General features: G+C 59.5%; 14 protein-coding genes. 7 read left to right on the top strand and 7 right to left on the bottom strand.

Features of this window, described 5'->3' with window-relative positions:
- The first annotated feature begins 6 nt into the window (after positions 1-6).
- The gene (locus HIM68_RS04520; protein WP_172169949.1) at positions 7-1,392 is read left to right on the top strand and encodes a class I SAM-dependent RNA methyltransferase; all 1,386 of its coding nucleotides are present in this window, start codon (positions 7-9) and stop codon (positions 1,390-1,392) included.
- 13 nt (positions 1,393-1,405) lie between these two features.
- Here HIM68_RS04520 and HIM68_RS04515 read toward each other — a convergent pair whose 3' ends face one another.
- Positions 1,406-1,600, bottom strand: a complete 195-nt coding sequence (locus HIM68_RS04515) for a hypothetical protein (RefSeq protein ID WP_101546980.1) — start codon at positions 1,598-1,600, stop codon at positions 1,406-1,408.
- A 310-nt stretch (positions 1,601-1,910) separates the two neighbouring features.
- Here HIM68_RS04515 and acnA point away from each other — a divergent pair, with 310 nt between their 5' ends.
- Positions 1,911-4,595, top strand: a complete 2,685-nt coding sequence (gene acnA, locus HIM68_RS04510; protein ID WP_216656728.1) for an aconitate hydratase AcnA — start codon at positions 1,911-1,913, stop codon at positions 4,593-4,595.
- A gap of 668 nt (positions 4,596-5,263) precedes the next feature.
- Here acnA and HIM68_RS04505 read toward each other — a convergent pair.
- From HIM68_RS04505 to HIM68_RS04490, 4 genes are read right to left on the bottom strand one after another with little or no spacing between them, the layout of a single operon-like run.
- Entirely contained in the window at positions 5,264-6,409 is a 1,146-nt protein-coding gene (locus tag HIM68_RS04505) for an FAD-binding oxidoreductase (RefSeq protein WP_172169946.1), read from the bottom strand.
- Positions 6,406-7,842: a sodium:solute symporter gene (locus HIM68_RS04500; RefSeq protein ID WP_172169943.1), complete on the bottom strand. Its 1,437-nt coding sequence runs from the start codon at positions 7,840-7,842 to the stop codon at positions 6,406-6,408. Before HIM68_RS04500 ends, HIM68_RS04505 begins: the two co-directional genes overlap by 4 nt.
- Positions 7,839-8,990 (bottom strand): N-methyl-L-tryptophan oxidase, encoded by a 1,152-nt coding sequence (solA, locus tag HIM68_RS04495; RefSeq protein ID WP_301539171.1) that lies wholly within the window; start codon positions 8,988-8,990, stop codon positions 7,839-7,841. The genes HIM68_RS04500 and solA overlap by 4 nt, the downstream gene beginning before the upstream one ends.
- Entirely contained in the window at positions 8,977-9,687 is a 711-nt protein-coding gene (locus HIM68_RS04490) for a GntR family transcriptional regulator (protein ID WP_172169937.1), read from the bottom strand. The genes solA and HIM68_RS04490 overlap by 14 nt, the downstream gene beginning before the upstream one ends.
- Before the next feature lie 257 nt (positions 9,688-9,944).
- On the opposite strand from HIM68_RS04490, the gene HIM68_RS04485 reads away from it, so the two are divergent.
- The 3 genes from HIM68_RS04485 (at position 9,945) to HIM68_RS04475 (ending at position 13,185) form a co-directional block, all read left to right on the top strand.
- Positions 9,945-10,514, top strand: a complete 570-nt coding sequence (locus HIM68_RS04485; RefSeq protein ID WP_172169934.1) for a helix-turn-helix domain-containing protein — start codon at positions 9,945-9,947, stop codon at positions 10,512-10,514.
- Positions 10,515-10,629: 115 nt separating this feature from the next.
- Entirely contained in the window at positions 10,630-12,030 is a 1,401-nt protein-coding gene (locus HIM68_RS04480) for a peptide MFS transporter (RefSeq protein WP_172169931.1), read from the top strand.
- Between the two features lie 27 nt (positions 12,031-12,057).
- Positions 12,058-13,185, top strand: a complete 1,128-nt coding sequence (locus HIM68_RS04475; RefSeq protein WP_172169928.1) for an FAD-dependent oxidoreductase — start codon at positions 12,058-12,060, stop codon at positions 13,183-13,185.
- Positions 13,186-13,240: 55 nt separating this feature from the next.
- Here HIM68_RS04475 and HIM68_RS04470 read toward each other — a convergent pair whose 3' ends face one another.
- Complete coding sequence (locus HIM68_RS04470) at positions 13,241-14,413, bottom strand: class II histone deacetylase (protein WP_172169925.1); 1,173 nt, start codon at positions 14,411-14,413, stop codon at positions 13,241-13,243.
- A complete protein-coding gene (locus tag HIM68_RS04465; protein ID WP_172169922.1) occupies positions 14,410-15,900 on the bottom strand; it encodes a sodium:solute symporter in 1,491 nt (496 codons plus the stop codon). Before HIM68_RS04465 ends, HIM68_RS04470 begins: the two co-directional genes overlap by 4 nt.
- A 373-nt stretch (positions 15,901-16,273) precedes the next feature.
- Between HIM68_RS04465 and HIM68_RS04460 the strand changes: the two genes are divergently transcribed.
- Both HIM68_RS04460 and HIM68_RS04455 read left to right on the top strand, forming a co-directional pair.
- A complete protein-coding gene (locus tag HIM68_RS04460; protein WP_172169919.1) occupies positions 16,274-17,269 on the top strand; it encodes a LacI family DNA-binding transcriptional regulator in 996 nt (331 codons plus the stop codon).
- Positions 17,270-17,596: 327 nt separating this feature from the next.
- Positions 17,597-18,970, top strand: a complete 1,374-nt coding sequence (locus HIM68_RS04455; protein WP_172169916.1) for a diaminopimelate decarboxylase — start codon at positions 17,597-17,599, stop codon at positions 18,968-18,970.
- The last annotated feature ends 26 nt before the right edge of the window (positions 18,971-18,996 follow it).

The raw sequence follows: 18,996 nt of genomic DNA, 5'->3' as shown, positions 1-18,996 counted from the left end.
ACACGCATGAGCGACACTTCGGTTCCCGCCCAGGAACTCACCCTCGACATCGAGGCACCGGCGGCCGGCGGCACCTCCATCGCCCGACACGACGGTCAGGTCGTCTTCGTCTCCGGGGCCCTGCCCGGTGAGAAGGTCCGAGTTCGCACCGAGGCAGGACCGCCCGCCCGGTTTCTTCGCGCCGCCGTCACCGAGGTGATCGAGGCCTCGGCTCACCGCGTCCCCGATCGTCGTCTCGACTATGTTCCCGGTGATTCTGCCGACGGTTCCGGTGCGGGGTTCGCTGCGGGCCCCGGTGCTGGGGCCGTGCCGGATTCGGCCGGGTTCGGCGGAATGGAATTCGCCCACGTCGACCTCGCCCATTCCCGCGCGCTCAAGGCCGAGGTGCTCAATGCCCAGCTTCAGCGCATCGGACATATCGACTGCGCCGCCGAGGTGCTTCCCGCGCCGGGCGAGACGGACGGCACGGACTGGCGCACCCGCGTGCAGCTGGCCGTCGACGAAGAGGGCCGTGCCGGAATGCTCGCCCCCAGATCACATGCGGTCATCCCTGTGACCACGCCCCCTCTGGCCGCCAGGCCCTTGCACGACCTCGCCATGACGACACTGCATGTGCCGGGAGTCCGCCGACTCGAATTCGCGTGGGCCGGCGACCATGGCGCGCTCATCGTCCGTGGTCGGCCCACTGCGCAGGTCCTCGATGAGATCGAGTCCTGGCTGCCGACGTCGTTCTCCCTCCTCGCCGAGGCGGCCGGACCGGAGCAGAGTCATGGTCGTGGTCGCGGAGGTCGTCCCCGTGGTCGCGGTCGTTCCCATGCGCCCGCTCCCGCCCTGCGCGTGATCCGTGGAGACCACACCCTGACCGAAACGGTCGACGGTCGTGACTTCACCGTCGGCGCCGACGGCTTCTGGCAGGTCCATCGGGATGCGGCCGCACTGCTCAGCTCGGAGGTCGTCACAGCCCTGCCTGCCGATGTCGCGGCGATCACCGACCTCTACTGCGGGGTCGGGCTCCTCGGCATCACTGCCGCCCGGGCCACCGGAGCGCCCCTGTTCGGGGTCGAAGGGGTGGAGACAGCCATTGCTCATGCTCGAGACAATGCCGCCGATCTCGAGTCCCGATTCCTCGCTCTCAGCGTGGATCGAGCCCGACTGCCCGATTCGGACGTCATCATCCTCGACCCGCCACGGGCGGGCGCCGGGAGGAAAGCCACCTCGGCGATCATCGAATCAGCGGCACGCACCCTGGTCTACGTGTCCTGTGACCCGGCCACGCTGGCTCGGGACCTCGCGGCTCTCACAGGCGGGGGATTCGCGATCGAGAGCCTCACCGGCTTCGACCTCTTCCCGCTGACCTCGCACCTGGAGACGGTCACCGTGCTCCGGCGGTGACCGACCGGTGACCTCAGGCGGTGACCGAGCGGCGGGGGAGGAGGACGAGCGCGATGAGGGCGATGAACGTCGTGAGGAAGCCCCACAGGCCCCACCAGCCGCCCGACCGGCCCTTCTCCTTCGCGAATGAGCTGCAGACGACGGCGAAGATGATGCCGACGAGCAGTGCGCCGAAGCCGAATCCGGCGCCTAGTGTGAACGGGTCCATGGGATCTCCTCGGGGGTGGCAGGCGAGTGCGCTGCTGCTTTGAGTGTGCTGTCCAGGCTAGGCCGCGCGACCCGGCCGCGGCCCTGGTGATGACCGCACGAGGGCCTGCGGAAAACCCGATCGCAGGGTTTCGCACCTCCGTGTGCCATGGTGGTCAAAGCCCCTCAAATGCGATAGAATTTATCTTGACGTCAAGATACTTTTGGAAACATATGTGTCGCGTAAATCGGTGCGTGATGCAAGGGTCCGACCGCCGAGTCGGACGGACCCGGTTTCTTGGATGAGTGTCGGATGAAACAGGAGAATCACGATGAGCAACGTCGATACGTTCAAATCGAAGAGCACCCTGACCGTAGGCGATAAGGATTATGAGATCTATCGCCTGGACCAGGTCAAAGGGTCGGAGAAGCTTCCCTTCAGCCTCAAGGTGCTGTTGGAGAACCTGCTGCGCACGGAAGACGGCGCAAACATCACTTCGGAACATATTGAAGCCCTCGGCAGCTGGGACCCCAATGCCGAACCCGATACGGAGATCCAGTTCACCCCCGCCCGCGTGGTGATGCAGGACTTCACCGGTGTGCCCTGCATCGTCGACCTCGCCACCATGCGCGAGAAGGTCGTCGAGCTCGGCGGCAGCCCGGATCAGGTCAACCCGCTGGCTCCGGCCGAGCTGGTCATCGACCACTCGGTGCAGATCGACCGCTTCGGCACCGCTGACGCCGTCGAGCTCAACATGGACATCGAATACCAGCGCAACGGTGAGCGCTACCAGTTCCTGCGCTGGGGCCAGACCGCATTCGAAGACTTCAAGGTCGTGCCTCCGGGCATGGGCATCGTTCACCAGGTCAACATCGAGCACCTGGCTCGCGTGGTCATGCCGCGCGAGGTCGGCGGAGTCCTCCGGGCCTACCCGGACACCCTGGTCGGCACCGACTCGCACACCACGATGGTCAACGGCCTCGGTGTGCTCGGTTGGGGCGTCGGCGGCATCGAGGCAGAGGCCGCCATGCTCGGCCAGCCCGTGTCGATGCTCATCCCGCGCGTCGTCGGCTTCAAGCTCACCGGTGAGATCCCCTCGGGTGTCACCGCAACCGACGTTGTGCTCACGATCACCGATATGCTCCGCCAGCACGGAGCCGTCGGCAAGTTCGTCGAGTTCTACGGCAAGGGCGTCGCCGAGGTGCCGCTGGCCAACCGCGCCACCATCGGCAACATGAGCCCCGAGTTCGGTTCGACCGCCGCGATCTTCCCGATCGACGAAGTCACCATCGACTACCTCAAGCTCACCGGCCGTTCGGAAGAGCAGATCCAGCTCGTCGAGGACTACGCCAAGACGCAGGGACTCTGGCACGATCCGGAGAACGAAGTCGAGTACTCCGAGTACCTCGAACTCGACCTGTCCACCGTGGTGCCCTCGATCTCCGGACCGAAGCGCCCGCAGGACCGCATCGAGCTCTCCGATGCCAAGAGCCAGTTCGCCAAGGACATCCACAACTACGCCGCTCCCGGCGAGGAGTCGAAGTCCGTGGACGTCAGCACCGCTGACGGACGCAACTTCGAGCTGGCCAACGGTGCCGTGGCGATCGCTTCGATCACGTCCTGCACCAACACCTCGAACCCCTCGGTGATGATGGCCGCCGGCCTGCTGGCACGCAATGCCCGCAAGCGCGGACTCAACTCGAAGCCGTGGGTCAAGACCTCGATCGCACCGGGTTCGAAGGTCGTCACCGAGTACTACAACAAGGCCGGCCTCATCGAGGACCTCGAAGCGCTGAACTTCTACATCGTCGGCTACGGCTGCACCACCTGCATCGGCAACTCCGGTCCGCTGGACTCGGAGATCTCGAACAGCATCCAGGACAACGACCTCTCGGTCACCGCAGTCCTGTCGGGCAACCGCAACTTCGAGGGCCGCATCAGCCCGGACGTGAAGATGAACTACCTCGCTTCGCCTCCGCTGGTCATCGCCTACGCACTGGCCGGCACCATGGACTTCGACTTCGAGAACCAGCCCCTGGGCAAGGACTCGGACGGCGTCGACGTCTATCTGGCCGACCTGTGGCCCTCGCCTGAAGAGGTTGAGTCGGTCATCGCCGATTCGATCTCGACCGATATGTTCGACAACGAATACGGTCGCATCTTCGACGGTGACGAGCGCTGGCAGCAGCTCGACACCCCCGAGGGCAAGGTCTTCGAGTGGGACGACGAGTCGACCTACGTGCGCAAGCCCACTTTCTTCGACGGCATGGGTCTCAAGCCCGAAGCCGTCAAGGACATCAAGGGCGCCCGCGTGCTCGCGAAGCTCGGCGACTCGGTGACCACCGACCACATCTCGCCCGCAGGTTCCTTCAAGGCCGATACCCCGGCCGGCAAGTACCTCGTCGAGCACGGCGTCGAGCGCAAGGACTTCAACTCCTACGGCTCGCGTCGCGGCAACCACGAAGTCATGATCCGCGGAACCTTCGCGAACATCCGTCTGCAGAACCAGCTCCTCGACGGAGTCCAGGGTGGCTTCACCCGCGACTTCTCGCAGGAGGGCGGACCGCAGACCACGATCTACGACGCCTCCGTGAACTACCAGGCTGCCGGCACCCCGCTGGTCGTCCTCGGTGGCAAGGAGTACGGCTCGGGATCCTCGCGTGACTGGGCTGCCAAGGGCACGAAGCTGCTCGGCGTCGAAGCCGTCATCACCGAAAGCTTCGAGCGCATCCACCGCTCGAACCTCATCGGCATGGGCGTTCTGCCGCTGCAGTTCCCCGCCGGCGAATCCGCTGATTCGCTCGGACTCGACGGCACCGAGACCTTCTCCATCGAAGGCGTCACGGAGCTCAACGAGGGCAAGACCCCGGCGACCGTCAAGGTCACCGCCGAAAAGGAAGACGGCACAAAGGTCGAATTCGACGCCGTCGTCCGCATCGACACCCCGGGTGAAGCCGACTACTACCGCAACGGCGGCATCCTGCAGTACGTTCTGCGTCAGCTCGCAGAAGCCTGATCGCAGGAGACGAGGCCTGAGCGGCGACTTCGCCGCACCAGGCTGCGCTGTGAGTCTGCGACTCGCGGCAGTCGGTTCGCGCTGGGGCGCTGAGCCGGAGCTGATCGAAGGCCGGTGGGATTTGTTCCCACCGGCCTTCGTCGTGCCCGGGCGCGTGTGACGGTGCCGTTGATCGAGCATCCCTCACCGTTCGCGTCACGTCCTCCACGCAGTTCGGCATCCGTCACCGTTCGTGACTAAACACACCGCTGCCAAGGAATCCGTCACCGTTCGTGGCAGATCGCCTCGTTGCAACAGTGCGCTGTGCGGCGAAGGGTGAGGGACGGTCGCTGTCGCGCGGGATTGTCGGGAAGCGTGAGCATTCCAGCAGCAGACGACGGTCGGAGTCGGTCGCCAAATGGGTCAATACTCACGATTTCGACTAGTACGCGCAAGTATTCGACGCCCAATATGCTGAGTGTGTGGCCAACAGGTTTGAGGTGTCTTTACTCTCCAGACAATGCACTGATATGAGACCGGGCGTGGTCGAACCGCGTCCAGGCCAGCTCAGCGCCTTCTCCTACGAGCTAAAATTGCATCTGATTCTACTGCTTTGAGATACGGCCGATGTTTGAATTTAGCGGTGCCTGGGGAGAAGAACTTGTTCGGCCACTCCACACCAGCGGCTACTACTGTCGGCCAATAAAGTTCGTCGGCGACTCCTGGGTGATTCCCTTTGTGAAGCGTGACGGACGAAACGTACTAAGGAGGTGCGAACTGTCGCCTCGAACTTCATCAGCGACGAGCCGTCCCAGCAGAGGAGCCATTGTCATCCCGCTGTGGGTGACTAACGAATAAGCCCGGTGGTGTTCGTCGAGGTATCCGACGATGCTCAGCCCATCTTCGGGGAAGCTTCTTCCGCTGAAGATGACGCGACCCACCGGAATACGCTTTCCGAAGAGTGTCTGAAGCTCGGCTTCCATGACGACCCGGACCTCGTCGAGCAGCTCCGGGCTCTCTCCTTCTTCGGTTCGAGCTTCCACTGAAGGAATCTGGACGAACATGCTGCCGTCTCGACGGGGTCGTACGTTGATCTTGTCGGAAATGATGATTCGGTTGAGACTCACGTCTGTGGGAGCAGTGACACCCAGCAGACTGTGCGTCCGTGGTCCGGGCTGCGATAGATCTGCCACAGGTAGCAGGAGGCCGGAACGGTCTGCGACTGCTCCGGAGTCTGCGCCGGCTGCGATGATCACTTGGTCGAAGCTCCGGGTGCCTCCGTCTGCGAATTCCACTGTCGCCCCGTCAGCGTTGGTTTCCACGCGGGCAACTTCTGCAACTTCCGGTGCGACGTTGGCGTTTTCGAGGAAGTCTTTGACGAGATTGCCGAAGGTTTCGTTGTCCAGGTGAGCTTCTAGGGGGAAGAACAGCCCTGAATCTGTCGGCCAGTTGACGGTGGGTTCGAGCTCGCCAAGGCGGCCAGAGTCGATTCGTTCGACCGGGTAATCAAGCTCCGCCGATTCAGTGAATCGCTCGTCCAATCCAGTCGTCTTATCGGGTGCGCTGTCGAACATGATGCACCCATGCTGGTGCAACCAGGTTCCGTGACTGGCGAATCGTTTCTGGAACTCCTCGTGAGCCGCGATGCCGGCACGGTTGAGCTGGTGGTATTCGTCGGGGAGTTTGTGGTTGGCGTTGATCCAGGCGAATGAGCGACTGCTTGCTTGTGCGTATGGTCCTGTCTTGTCGACGATCGTGACGTCATGTCCGTCTTCGACGAGGTTGAATGCGGTGGTGAGTCCGAGGACTCCTGCACCGACGACGAGTATCTTCATGAAAGGGCTCCTGCTTTTTCGGAGAGTGTTCGGGCTTGCGGTTTCTTCACGGCAAGCATGATCAGGTAGGCGATGAGGCTCGCGATGATGCCGAAGATTGCGTAAGGAATGATGGTTCCTGCGATGTGGGCGATTGTGCATACGACGAGGCCGGCCGCCATGGAGACGTATCCGACTGATACGTCGAGTTTCCGTTGGTTGGTCAAAATCATGCCGAGGAGGAACGGCACGGCCAGCATCGAGGCCGAGTAGGCGTACGTTGCGACGAGCCAGTTGAGGGCTGTGGGGAAGACGATGGCAAGGACTGCAGCGATTGCCGAGACCGCGACGGTGCACCAGCGAGACATCGCAACGAGGTCGGAAGATGTGTCCTTGTGCTTGACGAACGCTGGCCTGAGATCGTTGACCAAGTTGACCACGACTGAGTGCAGTGCCGACCCGGTAGTTGAGACGATCGTGGCCATGAGGAACGCACCGTAGATCGCGATGAGCCCGACTGGCAATTGGGCGAGGAACCAGCCTGCTGCCTGTTCGCGCCCGTCGACGCCGAACTGGTCGGTCATACTGCGCACCGAGACTCCGACGATGAGTGCGTAGATGCCGGAGATTCCGATGAGGATGCTGCTGAGGTAGAGGCCCTGTCGGGCCTGTTTGACGTTGCTGGCGGCGAAGATCCGCTGGTAGTAGAGCTGGTTGGTCAGCGTTCCTGGGAGGATGGAGAACAGCCACAGCAGGATCGTCAGTCCACCTGCGGCCGTGAGTCCGGTGGGCATCATGGTCAGCTCGGCCGGGAGATTCTTCACGATCGTCGACGGTCCGCCGGCGTTTATGATCGCGTATGCGCCTACGACGATGGATGCGATGACCATGAAGATGCCGAAGAAGAAGTCGGACCACGCGACCGATGTCAACCCGCCGGGGAGGACGAAGGCGATGGAGACCACGGCCATGATGATGATCAGTGGCGTGATCCCGATGCCTGTCACTGCGTTGAAGAGGTTGGCGAAGGCGATGAACTGGGTGGCCAACCATCCGAATGGGACGACGATGACGGCCAGCGCGACCATGGAGAGCATTAGTCGGTGCTCGCCGTAGAGTTTCGTGAAGACCTCGGGGATGGTGGAGAAGGTTCGGCGGCGCAGCCATCCGGCGAAGATCGCGATGACGAGGAGGCCGATGATGACGAAGAGTTCGTACCAGAAAACCGATAGGCCCCACGCGTAGGCGATGCCGACGTGGGCGACGAGTACGCCGCCGCCGACGGCCGTGGCGTATTGGGTGAATGCAATGACGTAGAGCGGGAGGTTGCGGCCGCCGACGACCCAGGAGTCGTTGGATTTGGCTCGTTTGCCGACATAGAACGAGATGAGGGCTCCGATGCCGACGACGACGGCAGCTGTGGCTGAGATGAGGACCGTTGTGCCGATGTTCATGACGGGCTCCGATCAAAGCGCTGAGAGTCCATGATTGCGATCGCATCTGATGAGGTGCCCGTTTCGACGAAGTCGCTGACGATGGAGCCCATCATCGGTGAGAATTTGAAGCCTTGACCGGACATGCCCACAGCTAGAACGATGCGTGGGTCGGCGCTCGAAGGGCCGACGATCGGTGCACCGTCGATGGTGAATCCTTCTGTCCACGTGGATACGCGGTAGGGAATGGGGTCGACTCCTGCCATGAGGCGGGCCACGGCGTGTTCGGTTGATTGGACGACTTCGTTCTCGATGAATCGGGGGAGGTCATCGACCGAGTCGAGTGTCTTCCACGCGAGGTGGTGGGGCAGAATCTTGATTCCGAGTCCGTCGAGGGCAGGGAAGCAGGAGAATCCGCCTTCTGGGTGTCGTCGGATGGAGATCGGCATGTGTTCTGGCGTGTGCAAGGGGACGTCTTTGGCTGGGAACCACATGGCGACCAAGCGCAATGCTTCGACGGTGCTGGAGTCGAACTCGGTCAGTTCGTTCACCCATGGGCCGGTGGAGACGACGATCTTGTCGAATGCATGCGATCCATCGGCGGTGTCGACCATGACAGAGTGGCTCAGTGAGCGGAAGTTGAGCACTCTGGTATAGGTCTTAAAGTTTGCCCCGAGCCGCTCGGCTTCCTTGCGGGCGGCGAGGACGGCAGCTTCTGGTCGAAACACTCCGGCAACCGGATCGAAGACGCCGACTTCATCGCTGTCGAGCCCAAACTGTGGGTACCTTTTCGCCATCTCCGATTGCGAGAGCACTTTATGGTCGAGGTCCGCGGCCTGTGCACAGTCGATGACGGCGGCAACGTCTTCAACGTCGGGATGGCCGATCATGAGACCTCCGCACATGGTGAGCACGGAAGTATTCTGATTCGTCTGAAGCTCTTGCCACTTATCGAAGGACTTCCTCAGGATGGGCACGTATTCCGGGCCCTCCTTGTAGATGGTCCGAAAGATTCGTGATTCGCCAGCTGATGCACCCCGGTCGTTGGGGGAGTTCCACTGATCGAACACGGTGACGGCGTATCCGCGGGTGGCCAATTGCCATGCGGTCATTGTTCCGATGATGCCGGCACCGATGACGGCGACCTTCTCGGGGTTAGCTGTTATCAATTTGACTGACCTCCAGAGTCATATTGCGGGGGTGGATGTAGAACTCGGCAACCTCGATGATGGAGTCATCGACCAGATGGGTGGTGCGCTGTTGACAGACGACTGGCTCCGAGGGAGGAATCTCGAGATGGCTGGCGTCGAACGTTTCCAGGAGAGCTGCCCTGAGGACGGTGTTTGCTCGTCTGATCCCAAGGCCGAGAGAGTTGTAGTACGCGATTGTCGTCAGGTGTTCCAGGTTCTGCGAGAGGACTTCTGGCGCACGGCTGAGGTTGATGCAGCACCGTTCAAGAGCCAGTGGTTGACCATCGGCGCTGTATTTCATCCTCGTCAGCGAAGCTGTCGGCTGCCCTTTTGGGAACACGTTTCGACTGAGCGGAAATGATTCGGCTGAGGACACTTCGACGCTGACGACTTTGTGGTCGCCGTCGACCTCTGGGCTAGTCAGCGAAGGATCCATCATCCGGAGCAGGTTGGTGCGCAGTCCAGTTGAGGCGACGATCGTTCCGGAACCGCGTTTGCGAGAGACGAGGCCAGCTTCAACCAGGGCGTTCATGGCCTTCTGCACGGGGTTGCGACTGACGCCAAAACGCTCCATGAGCTCCTTCTCCGTGGGAAGTTTCTGCCCCACGTCGAAGAGCCCTCTGTGGATATCTGCTTCGATGCTCTCGCGGATCTCTAGGTGCTTCGCCGTCGCCATACTGTGATGCTAGACACACGGATAAGAGATTGCAATGGTGTAAAGGTAATTACTTTAAACTTACCGAGCGATGGCAGCTCGGGATGGTCCTCTATGGAACGAACTTGTACGTGCCTGGGGTCGAGCTGAGCGAGATCTTTTGTGCCTGTCTTAGGATCGAGCGATCAAGTTCGCCTTGGCCTGCAACTTCCATCGGCGAGACGGAGGCCGACTCAACCTGATTGACTTCAGAGTAAAAACAATTGTACTTTTGGTAAATGAGATCTGAGCCACAGAGTGAGAATCTTCTCGGAGAGCGCTTAAGGAAACGTCGTTTGGCGCTACAGCTGACCCTCAAGGACGTCGCAGAGGAAGCCGGCATCACCACGGGGTATCTATCTCAGCTTGAGCGCGGCATTGCAATGGGAAGCGTGGCGACCCTCCAGAGCGTCTGCGGTGTGATTCGACTCAACGTCGGCGACCTGTTCAATGAACCGAATGCTGAAAGCAGTCCAGTACTCCGGTTCGCGGATGCCGCACGCAAGAGATTCGGGAACGAGGCGTCCAAGGTCAAGATATCTCCGTCCCACTTCGACCATCTTGAAGTGCTCGTGGGGCATTTCGAGCCGGGAGGCGACACCGGAGTCGAGCCCTACACCCATGGGGCCTCAGAGGAGATCCTTCTCGTCATCGAAGGCGAGGTCGAGGTCACCGTCGACGGCACGACGAACCGACTGGCCGAATTGGATTCGCTTCACTACAAGAGCGACCGGCCCCACAAGGTGGCCGAAGCCACCGGCACCGCGACCGCACGTGTGGTGTGGATGATGGCTCCGCCGACGTACTAAGACCTGCTGTTTGCACCAATGACGCTGCTCCCATGAAAGAAGGAAGACGTTGACATCGATCCACAATGACGTGAAGCCAGAGGCGCGCCGGGCCCGTGCGCGAAGCGTTGGAGGAATGGCCTTCACTGAACTCTGGGAGCGGTTCTCCTTTTATGGCCTCCAAAGCATCTTGGCCTTCTACCTCCTCTATGAGCTCGACAAAGGAGGGTTGGCGCTGGGTTCAGCGGCCTCGGCCGGCATCGTCGGTGCATATGGGGGAGCGGTGTACATCGCCCAACTCGTCGGCGCATGGCTGGGGGAGCGTGTCCTCAGCCCGAAGCGGCTCGTGCTCATCGGTGGAATCGTCATCGCCCTCGGCCACCTCGCGCTGGCATTCGTCGCGGGAATGCCAGGGCTCTCAGTTGGTCTCGTCCTCATTATCCTGGGCACGGGAGCGCTGAAGACCAACATCACGTCGATCGTCGGCTTCGTGCTCGAGAACGAAACCGACGCCAGGAGAGACGCCGGATTCTCGTATTTCTACATGGCGATCAACACCGGCGCGGTCCTCGGTCCCCTCGCGACAGGTTTTGTACAAGAGAGCTGGGGCTTCCACCCCGGATTTGCTCTCGCTGCAATTGGAATGATCGTCGCCCTCGTTCAGTACGTATTCTCATCGCGGAATCTCCCTGAACGCGCCGCTCAGATCACTCGACCCCTTTCACGTGTTGGCGGACGTAACGCCATCGTCCTGACCGTTGTCGCCATCATCGCCATCATCATCGCCGCGTCGACCGGTCTTCTTGCGGCAGAGAGCCTCTCCACCGTCGCCACTGTGGTCGCCCTTGTCGCGGCAGCGATCTATTTCGGAGTCATGCTCGCGTCGAAGAAAGTCTCCCGCTCGGAGAAGAGGCGAGTTGGAGCGTATATTCCCTTGTTCCTCGCGGCTGGTCTGTACTTCGGCTTCCTGTTCCAGAAGTTCACCGCCGTCTCGATCCTCATCCAGGACCGGGTGGATCGTGACCTCGGTGGATGGTCGTTCCCGGTCGGGTGGGTCGCCATGGTCAGCCCGTTGGCAGGTGTGTTGGCCGCGCCGCTCATCGCGTCCTTGTGGAAAAAGCTGGGTGCCCGGCAACCACGGGCCGGAGCGAAGTTCTCCATCGGAATGATCCAGATCGGCGTGGGCTTCTTCTTCATCCTTTTCATCTCCGCGTTGGTGTACCAGGAAGCGATTCCAGTGCTTCTGGTCCTGCTCTTCATGGTGATCGTCGGTAGTTCTGAGAACTTCGTGGGGCCCATCGGACTTGCGCTTGCGACTCAAATCGCGCCCAAAGCCTTCACTGCTCAGATGGTCGCAGTGAACTTCCTGACGCTGGCGCTCGGCTCATCGCTCTCGGGCCTGCTTGGACAACTGTTCGCGGCCATCCCGAACAATGCGTATTTCGCCGGTATCGGCACTGTCGCCGTTCTCGTCGGACTGGTCCTCTTGCTCGTGCGCAAGCCTCTACAGCGAAACCTGTACGCCGGGCTGGACTGACTGAAGAAACTGAAGGAAGAGGACCGTATGAACACCCCTCGCATTGCAGTCATCGGAACGGGAACCATCGGCTCGCAGGTGCTGTGGCAGCTAGCTCGGCGAGGCGTCGATGCAAGTGGCTACGAGCTCTACAGTCCCGGGCATCCACGGGGAGCCGCAGGCGGCGAATCGCGTCTGTTCAGGTACATCGAGCTCGAAGACATGCGTTACTTCCCAGTGGTTCAACGCGCTGACGAACTCTGGAATGAGCTGCAGGAGACGGCCCTCCCGCGACTCCGTTCCCTCGATGGAGCACTGACGATTGTCGAAGAAGGCACTGTTGCATCGACTACAGCTCTGGAATCAGCCGAGCTCCTCGGCGACCGATCTGAGGTGCATTCGCTGGACGAGATGAAGCTTCGATATCCGGACTTCAAGCTTCATGAGAACGAGTTCGGGGTCCTCGACCGAGACGCTGGGACCATCTATCCAGATCGTGCGATCCAAGCCTCAGCAAACGCTGCAATCAGACTAGGGGCGTCGATTCGCACAGAGTCCAGAGTGACTGGGATTGAACAGCGCGGGGCACAGGTGCAAGTGAAGACTAACGACAGCGACGAACTGTTCGACAAAGTGGTCGTAGCGGCCGGGGCGTGGACGTCTGTATTGCTACCCGAAATGGCACCGTTGCTGGCTCCGCGTAGGCTGCTGTCGACGTGGTTCCTTCCGCGCCCCGGTCGTGAGCTTTCCGGACTCATGCCATACATCAGGGCTGCCCCGAACTACTCGTACGGACTCCCGACGGCCGACGGATCGGCGATGAAGCTCGGACTGGGGTTTGCCAATCACACGGTGGTCGAATCTCCTGACAACGCCGACGTCCGAGTTAGTGAATCAGACTTGACCGCGGTGCGCGAACTAGTCCACGACTTCTTCCCAAGCCTCGAGTCGTATCCAATGAGAATTAACCCCTACTTCGAGTCATATACGCAGTCTCGCATCGAGTATGTGGGTCGGCATCCGTCCATGGACAAAGTCCTCGTCATGGCTGGCTTCTCGGGGAAGGGATTCAAGACTTCGCCTGCGATTGGTGAGCTAGGAGCGCAGTTGGCTCTCGAGCAGGAGATTGGTGAGGAATATTCGTTCATTGTTGAACAGGACCACCAGCCCTTCTGAGCCAATTTGAATCGCCAACCTGAGGGGTCTGTTCATGCCGAGATGAGCGGGCCCCTCAGGTTGGCTTGGTGGATCGGTCTGCGCCATAGCGCATCGACTTAATTGCCTCTTGAACGACACAGTGCCCTTGGTCTATTGCATCCCGTTGATCATGAGTTACCTCGTGAACGGGGTACTCGTCGAATGCCCAGACGAACGGATCGGGAGTGAGTTTCTCGATGCCAGCTAGAGTTTCGACGACAGCTAGTCCGCAGAGAGGGACGTATGCAGGTGAGTAGCCTCCCTCATGCGAGAAGACGAGCTTTCCTTCGCAGAGTAAATTGGCCGCAGACATGAGGACATTAGTTATCTGCGCATAGCCTGCGGCTGTAACGCACATCCGACCCAAAGGGTCTGCCATCGACGCGTCGAATCCGCAGCTGACGATGATCACTTCGGGGCGAAACGCTTCGAGAGCTGGGACGACGTTCTCGGTCACAGTGCCAACATACGCGCCGTTGCCGCAGCCGGCGGGAAGCGGAAGATTGATGTTGGTTCGCTTGCCTTCTTCACTCCCGGTCTCGTCGAACATTCCACTGTCCAGAGGAAACAGGCGGTCTTGGTGGACGGAGATCGTCAGTACCTCCGGATCATCCCAAAAGATTTTCTGTGCTCCGTTACCGTGGTGGACATCGATGTCGACGATGGCTATTCGGCGTGCCTTTTCCTGACGTCTGGCTTCGTTGATTGCGATGCTGACATTCGAGAATATGCAGAACCCGCGACCCTGGTGGGGCTCCGCGTGGTGGCCTGGGGGTCGTACGAGCGCGTACGAGTTGTCGACGGTACCGTCAAGCACGTTGAGGAGCGCCGATGTTGTTGCGCCGGCCGCCATCTGTGCGATTTCATAGCTGCCGGGGCCAAAGGGCGAGGTGCCGTCACCGGCGTCACCGCCTCCTGAATTGCTCTGATCGATGATGCGGTCGACGTAGTCTTCCATGTGTACCGAGAGGATTTGTTCTTTTGTGGCAGGGCCAAATTCCAAGTCGGTCAGATTTCTCCGAAGGCCGCTGACCTCGATGAGGCTCGCCATTCGCGTTTTCGACGCCGAGCTTTCCAAGTGCTCAAGCGGCTGAAGCAAGCCGCCTGCGGGGAGGAAGCCGACGTGGGTAGAAGTATCGTGCCATCCGAAGCGTTCGTGCCAAATGTACCCGGTCCTGCGTTTAGTCGCGTGTTCTGCATTTGTCATGATGCTTGTTTCTCGTCCTTCTGAGTCTGGTTGAGTTCGTCGAAGAGGTTATTGACTCGAGTCTGTTCGCTCGCGTTATTGGGCATGAGCAGGCTGACTGCAACCATCACTCCGGTGTTCAAGATCAGTCCGACGATTCCTGAGGTCATCCCGCCCAGCCAGGGCACGGAGATCGGATAGAAGATCTGCACGATCGCGGCGGTACCGAAGCCGAGCACCATTCCCAGGACGGCGCTGAGCGCAGTTGTTCGTCGCCAGAAGATGCCCAGGAACAGTGTCGGGGCGAGCTGGCAGATGCCTTGGTAGGAAACTTGGGCCCACAGCACGAGCCCTGTTGTGGTAGATGCGGTTGCCAGCGCTCCGAGTGATGAAAGGATCGTGATAGCAGCAACGGAGATCTTGCCGATACGTGCGTTCTGAATCTCTTGCTTCCTCATCGGTCCTATGATGTCGTTGGCGGTCATGGCTCCGATTGCCTGGAGGTTCGCGCCGACGTTGCCCATTGAGCCGCACAGCACGCAGATGCCGGCGAGGCCGAGCAGTAGAGGACCTCCGAACGAAGCCAAGACGAACCACACAGTATCCGGTGCTGCGGCGACTTCTGGCACTGAGGAAGCCAGCAGTACCATCACGTTAAGAGCGGTGGCGAAGATGAGCAGGATCGGAACTGCCTGGACGGATGTGCGCCGGATGGTGCTCACACCGTTCTGTGTGAAGAGGCGAACGAAGATGTCCGGCCAGCACCATCCGCCCAGTGCTCCAGTAAGAACGAGCGAAAACAAATAGAGCGGACCGAGCTCGCTTCCTGGCCCGGGCAGAATGAGGAGCGCAGGGTCGACTTGGGCGAACCCGTGGTTGTTGGCGATGAGCCAGACGATGAGCCCGAAGATGACAACGAACCCAATCAAATACGCGGCGATTCCCTGAATCAGGTCGGAGATCATTACCCCTCGCATACCGAACTTGACCGTCCAGATCTGTCGGATAGTCAAGACGATGACACCCAAGACGACGGCGAGCACAGGCCCTATGACTCCGTCAGACGAGAAGCTGAAAATGAGCGCAAGCGACTGCATTCCCAGAACGACCCATGGGACTGATGCAATAACCCCGATGATTGCTGCGATAACGCGGACAGGGGTCGAGCCATAGCGGAGTCCGAGCAAGTCTGCTTGGGTACGGAGATCGTAACGTTTTCCCCAGAGGTAGGCGGGCTTGGCCAACAAGAACATGATGATGGCGGCAAAGACGCTGTACTGGACCAGATAGAACCCTGTCACGCCGCTGCCAGCAGTGAGCCCTGCGAACGAAATGAAGACAGTACCCGGCAACCAGGTATTGATGAACGCGGCGGTTCCGTAGACGGAGTTGAACGACCGGCCGCCAGTTGCGTAGTCAGAAAAGGACGAGTCTTTGGCTGAGGTGCGCTCCATGACGATGATGACGAAAATGAAGAAGGCGGCAATCATGCCGAACGTGATCCACATGCTCAATCGCCTCCCTCAATAGTGAGAGTGATTCTGTTGAGGATGAGAACCAACGCCGCGACGAGAATGGAACTGCCAACGATGTAGGCAAATGACCACCAGCCTCGGTCAAAGATCCAATGCAGGGGTGGGAAGAGTATGAGGACGGTGGCAAGAGCAATTATTGCTCTGACCATTCGGGTGGGACTTGTCTTCTTTGACATGTGCATCAACCTTCGAGACGTTTGACTGCCACATGCCGGAACGTTCCGGCATTGATGAAGTGTAGTCATGCCCGTTGGTTCCGTGTCAAGGGTTCTGCCGTTAACGATTGTCCGACAGAGAGACGAGCCAAAAGTCCTACGCCCTTGAAAGGTGCTGATACTGTTCCCATATGACGCGCCCCTCGCCCACGTTGCACGATCTCGCCGCTCATGTCGGATTGTCCGTGACAACGGTGTCCGATGCGCTACGTGGGCAAGGGAGAGTGGCCGAGGCCACACGTTCCAAGATTCTCAAGGGCGCGGCCGAATTGGGATACTCGCCAAATCGACCCGCGCAGTCCCTTCGTAGCGGGTCGAGCCTCAACGTCGGGATCTACATTCCCCGGCGGGTGCTGGGGATGGAGTTCTATATGGCATTTGCGATGTCGGTCGCAGATGAGCTGGGACAGTATGGGTACGACCTGACGATCATTTCCGATGCGAAGGAACCGCGGAGGTGGACACAGTTCGCTGCGGTGGTGGTCGTCGACGCATGCATGGGCGACGGTCCGTTGCGCGAGAATCTGGATAATGGGTCGACTGTATTTACCGCTGGTCGAATTGAGGGATTGCCGGACAGTCGGTTGGCTGGACTGATCGAGATTGACTATTGGGAGATGCTAACGGAGGCGCTCGAGGGGCTCGAACAGCAACGTGAAGTGACTTCGCCATTCCTCATCGCGTTCGAGCCTCTGGACAAGTATTCGTGGTCTCAGATGCTCATCGACTCGTTCGAGCATTGGTGTACCGTGCGGGGGTTGGAACCTGATGTGTTCACGGTCTCTCCAGACCCAAATTCGTGGTTGTTTTCTGACGACTTCTCACGACGAATCAGCGACGGGAAATCGTATGATCTGATTGTTCACGGAGGGACGCTTCTGTCGATGGCCGCACGTTCCCAGAAGCTGTACACCGAACTTATTGAACCGGCGTCAATACGCACGGCAGTTCTGACGACGAGTGAAATTGAAACCCGACTCATCGATTGCGACGTCGCTCTTAACGTCCGCGCAAAGGAATTCGGAGCGGCAATGGCCCGTCTATGTCTGAATCGGTTGCTCAATGGGACGCGAACCTTTACTCACGAATGGTTCGAACACGAGGTAGTCATGACCGAAACCTCCTAAGGAGGCGCTCCTTACCCTCTCGCCTCAGATCCGCCGGTCCAAGTCGATTTGCATAGTTCGGTGTTGCGAACACCACTTAAGTGAAACTTGGTGCATTCCCATGACACTGCGGGGCGAACAGACTGAGAAATCTGACTTCGCTCGATCCCTAGTGAGACCTATCCTCTTGGTTTGAATGCAGAGTGCATCCTGCATTTGATCAGTTTGCCCTAGGAGCCATGACGTTGACATAGAGGCAATGGTTGTGACTTATGCACAATGGTGCAGATCAAATGCTGTGAATGTATTGTGGCATCTAGCCACCAAGCGGTGCATATTATGAGGAACATGCCAACGACTTTCAGTGCAACGCCGACCGAATCTCTCCCACGCAATCACGTTTCAAAGCGGACGCAGGCAATTTGTTCACTCGCACAAAACGTTCCGGGCTCCGGTTTGCCTCACCTGAGCGACGAGACGCCACTAGTGGGGTTGATCGATCTCGACCTTGTCGACGTCCTCTACAAAGATCTTGAGGCAGCTTTTGCTATTCCTGGGACAACTCTCCACGCGGTTGCGTGTAAGGCTGCACCGGTCAGGAGGCTACTCCAAAGGTACGCAGCCATGGGGGCGGGCTGTGAGGTTGCGAGCAAGGGCGAGCTTGAGCTGGCGTTGGCGTCTGGGTTCTCTCCTGACAAGATTGTTTTCGACTCACCAGCAAAGACCTGGTCTGAGTTGAGACAAGGGCTTGAGCTCGGAGTGTCGATGAACATCGACAACTTCGACGAACTCGGCCGGGTAGATCAAATTCTGTCTGATCGGGAGCACCAATTGACCCGTGAAAATATGCCAGTGATCGGTCTGAGGATCAATCCTCAGACGGGCTCTGGAGACATCGAAGCACTAAGCACAGCATCGAAGACCTCGAAGTTCGGTATTGGCCTGTCTGATCTTGGTACCCGGGCGGAAGTTGTTCAAGCCTATCTGGACCGCCCATGGATGACGCAGATACACGTACATTCAGGCTCGCAAGGTGTCAGTCTTCATCACGCTGCACATGGAATTTCGCAGGTCGTGGCACTTGCTCACGAGATCAATGACCGATCTGCAAGCCGTGGAGGTAGTGAAAAGCAGATCCGGCGAATTGACATTGGGGGAGGACTTGCAGTCAATTTCGGCGGTGAAGAAATCACTCCAACATTCGCAGACTATCGGAAGGCACTCGAAGCCGCTGTCCCTGAACTGTTCGACTTCGATCTCGTGACAGAGTTCGGTCGAGCTCTCCTCGCCAAAACTGGAACGATTGTGACACGCGTTGAGTACGTGAAATCCGCAGGCGACCGCAAGATTGCAGTCACTCATGCTGGCGTTCAGGTGGCGACACGAACTGCTTATGCCCCGCAAGATTGGCCGTTACGAATTCTGCCCTTCAACGCCGACGGATCACCCAAGGAGCTGGGCGATCTAGTCGCTCACGATATTGCAGGACCAGCATGTTTTGCCGGAGACCTTCTAGCACGAGACATAACGTTGCCGACTCTTCAGCCTGGCGACATTGTGGCCGTGCCAGAGACTGGAGCGTACTACTTCAGCAACCATTTCTCGTACAACTTATTGCCGCGGATCCCAATCCATGGCTACTACGGCGACCGAAAGCAGCAATACGCACTTCTTAGGCGAGGACAGACAACTGAGGAGATCATTGCCGAGTCCACCATCTAGCAGACAACTATTGATACGTAACACCT

This window comes from Brevibacterium sp. CT2-23B, from assembly GCF_013168765.1.
Taxonomy (GTDB): domain Bacteria; phylum Actinomycetota; class Actinomycetes; order Actinomycetales; family Brevibacteriaceae; genus Brevibacterium; species Brevibacterium sediminis.
The sequence above is the reverse complement of the archived record's forward strand: the minus strand, read 5'-3'. Positions and strand labels throughout refer to the sequence as shown.

Coding starts and splice junctions, on each gene's coding strand:
- HIM68_RS04520 (WP_172169949.1), top strand. CDS start 7: ATGAGCGACACTTCGGTTCCCGCCCAGGAACTCACCCTCGACATCGAG.
- HIM68_RS04515 (WP_101546980.1), bottom strand. CDS start 1,600: ATGGACCCGTTCACACTAGGCGCCGGATTCGGCTTCGGCGCACTGCTC.
- acnA (WP_216656728.1), top strand. CDS start 1,911: ATGAGCAACGTCGATACGTTCAAATCGAAGAGCACCCTGACCGTAGGC.
- HIM68_RS04505 (WP_172169946.1), bottom strand. CDS start 6,409: ATGAAGATACTCGTCGTCGGTGCAGGAGTCCTCGGACTCACCACCGCA.
- HIM68_RS04500 (WP_172169943.1), bottom strand. CDS start 7,842: ATGAACATCGGCACAACGGTCCTCATCTCAGCCACAGCTGCCGTCGTC.
- HIM68_RS04490 (WP_172169937.1), bottom strand. CDS start 9,687: ATGGCGACGGCGAAGCACCTAGAGATCCGCGAGAGCATCGAAGCAGAT.
- HIM68_RS04485 (WP_172169934.1), top strand. CDS start 9,945: ATGAGATCTGAGCCACAGAGTGAGAATCTTCTCGGAGAGCGCTTAAGG.
- HIM68_RS04480 (WP_172169931.1), top strand. CDS start 10,630: ATGGCCTTCACTGAACTCTGGGAGCGGTTCTCCTTTTATGGCCTCCAA.
- HIM68_RS04475 (WP_172169928.1), top strand. CDS start 12,058: ATGAACACCCCTCGCATTGCAGTCATCGGAACGGGAACCATCGGCTCG.
- HIM68_RS04470 (WP_172169925.1), bottom strand. CDS start 14,413: ATGACAAATGCAGAACACGCGACTAAACGCAGGACCGGGTACATTTGG.
- HIM68_RS04465 (WP_172169922.1), bottom strand. CDS start 15,900: ATGTGGATCACGTTCGGCATGATTGCCGCCTTCTTCATTTTCGTCATC.
- HIM68_RS04460 (WP_172169919.1), top strand. CDS start 16,274: ATGACGCGCCCCTCGCCCACGTTGCACGATCTCGCCGCTCATGTCGGA.
- HIM68_RS04455 (WP_172169916.1), top strand. CDS start 17,597: ATGCCAACGACTTTCAGTGCAACGCCGACCGAATCTCTCCCACGCAAT.